The organism is Bacteroides intestinalis (genome assembly GCF_003464595.1).
Classification (GTDB): Bacteria; Bacteroidota; Bacteroidia; order Bacteroidales; family Bacteroidaceae; genus Bacteroides; species Bacteroides intestinalis_A.
On sequence record NZ_QRZF01000054.1, the window covers coordinates 1 to 2782 of the forward strand.

Annotated in this window: 2 protein-coding genes; both read right to left on the bottom strand. The window is 41.6% G+C overall.

The annotated features are described in order from the left end of the window. Positions 1–1103: plasmid recombination protein (locus DWW10_RS25750; protein ID WP_117811889.1), on the bottom strand; the 1103-nt coding region annotated here is incomplete at its 3' end. Positions 1104–1720: 617 nt separating this feature from the next. Then, positions 1721–2311: a hypothetical protein gene (locus DWW10_RS25765; protein ID WP_008670455.1), complete on the bottom strand. Its 591-nt coding sequence runs from the start codon at positions 2309–2311 to the stop codon at positions 1721–1723. Positions 2312–2782 lie beyond the last annotated feature (471 nt).

Genomic DNA, 2782 nt, shown 5'->3' on the forward strand with positions numbered 1-2782 from the left:
TACATACCCATGCCGAAACCTCTGCTTCTGGTGATTTGCTTGAGTAGGTCTTTCCCCTCTTCCATAGCTTTTGATATGTTTGGGAAATGATGCCTTAAAGCCTCCAGTTGTTCGGAATTGAACAAGTCTTTCATCTTACCAAGTTCTTTTTTCAATTCCTTGGTTTCGGTCTTTAGTTCTTGGTTCTCCGTTCTTAGTCGGTTACTGGTTGTCCTTGCATTGTCCATTTGCTGTCTATAATACTCCTTGTCGTTCTCGGCTTTGAATACCTTTGTGCCGTTTCGCTCTTTTTCAAGTATAGCCTTTCCCAGTCTATCGGATAGCTGTTCATTTTCCCCCTCTAAAGCCTTTATTTTGGCTTTTAAGGCATCTTTTTCCCTATCGTTAACCGTTGTCCCTATCAAGCCGTAAAACTTCTCTGAAGCCTTAGAAATGAGTTTTTGGACGTTTTTCTTTGTTTCAATGGAACGTAGTTCTTTCTGAAGCTGAAGAAGCTGGTTTTGCACGTCCTTGTGCTTGTCTAACGCACTGGATATATCGTTGGATAGTTCCTGAAGCTGTTCTTTCGCACATTCGGTCTTGTACTGCATAGCCGATAAGTGTTTGCGATCAGAAGAAACACCACGTTCCATGCCCAGTGCTTCAGATGCTATGGTTTGGAGTTCTGCCATGTCATCACGCGATAAACGCACACTCTTCCCGTTCGGCTGCGTCCAATCGAAAACTACATGGGCGTGAAGGTTAGGTGTCCATTGCTTTGCGTTCATGTATCCTTCGTCCTTGTGTATATGGATTTGAAACGCTTCAATACCGAAACGTTCCTTGCAGACCGCAGCGAATTGCTGGAGTTCCTGCATGGTGGTTTCTTGCTTGATTACTATTACCCCCTCCCGTATGGGTGCTGCTTTAGTCTGCATCTTCTGCCCAACCGTATCGAAATATCTCTGTTTCGCACTCTCCAGCCGATGGGAGATGCTATCTCCAACCCAGCTTTCATTCAAATGACTAAGTTCCGGACGAACATAGTCCAACTCTTTTTCCCTAAAGTTGTGAATCTCGCTCCCCGGCTTCACTGCTTGTACATGAATACTTGTTGCTCCCATAAGTTAACATTTTTGTGACAATCGATAACAGCCGGTGACAGCCGGCTGACAGGGGGTTAAGGGGGCTTGTCCCCTTACACACGTACCCTTTAGGGTGCTAGTGTGCTATCACCATACTGCATAGGTGCGAAGTTAGTGAATGTTTTGTAAATGCACAAATAAAGGGGAAAACATTTGGATTTGCGACAATAAAGTACTACCTTTGTTGCTGACCAAACGGTAGCTGACCGATACGGGAGAGTTACCAAAATACAAGCCGCTGGAGTTAATTGACGGACATCCGACATCCCCAGCGGCTTTATTTTTGCCTATCTGCTTCGTCTAGGCATACCAGTACCTCTACTAAAAATGTACTTCAAAGATACTTATTTTCTACCGACTTGATAGTTTTTACCCCATATTCTTGGACATTTTTCCCCCATGAGGTTATCTTTGTAGGGTGAAAGAGAAACCCATAAACGGGGATAGATTGAATGCTGGGAAGCATAAACAATCGGGGTAAGGTTAGCGAACCTTGCCTTTCATCCCCCATTATAACTTTACATAGAGGAACTTTATCTATCCCCCCCCGCCCCCAAAGGGGGAGCGACCAAACGGCAGCTTCACTCAATGGAGTGTTACAGTTCATCAAAACCAAGTGATAACTGTCGTTTCTCTGCTTCTTCTTTCTTTTGGGCAGCTAAAGTCTTTTTCCGAACGTATGTTTTTGTAAATGAAACCCTATCCCCATTAAAGACAATCAACGGATTAATGAACCAATTATATTCGTTTGGACCTCTTGCTATGATTTCACTTTGTACGAGCTCTGCCAATCCTTTGTATATGGCTTTGTCTGATTTGTATTGGGTGTATTCTAAGCATTTTCGCCTATCGAAAATTATCATATCATTCTTAGGCTTCATGCAAGTTAGAATATACCCGAAAACCCGAATAGCTGATTGTGATAGATTGAAAAAAGCGGCAAAATTCGCAAGGTATAGTTTTGCAAATTGCTCTTCATCTACTTCTATTTGTCGGATAAACGAGGTTTTGAATACTTCTCCTGTATCTGTATCAGCAACAGCAACTACAGCTTTTTTATCACTTCCCGTACTACTTTTGTATTTCTTAACAACGTGATTTTCAATCCCTTCAATTGCTTGTTTCATAAAGGGGTTTTCTTCGTTTTTTTGAAAATCGGTTAATTTGAGTACTTTCTTATTTTCCATAAACATTCTATTTAGGCAAATTTGACTTTCTATATATCGGTGAAAAAGTATAATTTGATTTTCCACAAAGGAATATTTAAATTTCCATTAATACAATAAAAAAGCAAAATATATTTTCCTTTTTAACATCCAATAGGAAAGAGTGACTTTCTAATATGGAAAATCTGATTTTCCAATATGGAAAATACCCTATATTGAGTATCAACTACTTAACTTATTCTATTTCTTAAGTTCTTATTATACCCTAAAAACGGCATATAATCAACTACTTAAAAAATCATCGGTCGGGGAGCGCCCAGCGGCAAGGGGCGGGACCACCCGTCCCGACGAGCGCCCACACCATAAACTTTTTTTCGAATAAGCACACAACCGTTTTTCGAACCCTGCAAAATTTCTTCCGAACCCGAACGGCGTAACACTCCATTGAGTGAAGTTGCCGTTTGGTCGCTCCCCCTTTGGGGGCGGGGGGGG

Excerpts from the sequence above, each read along its gene's own strand:
- DWW10_RS25765 (WP_008670455.1), bottom strand. The coding sequence starts at position 2,311 with ATGGAAAATAAGAAAGTACTCAAATTAACCGATTTTCAAAAAAACGAA.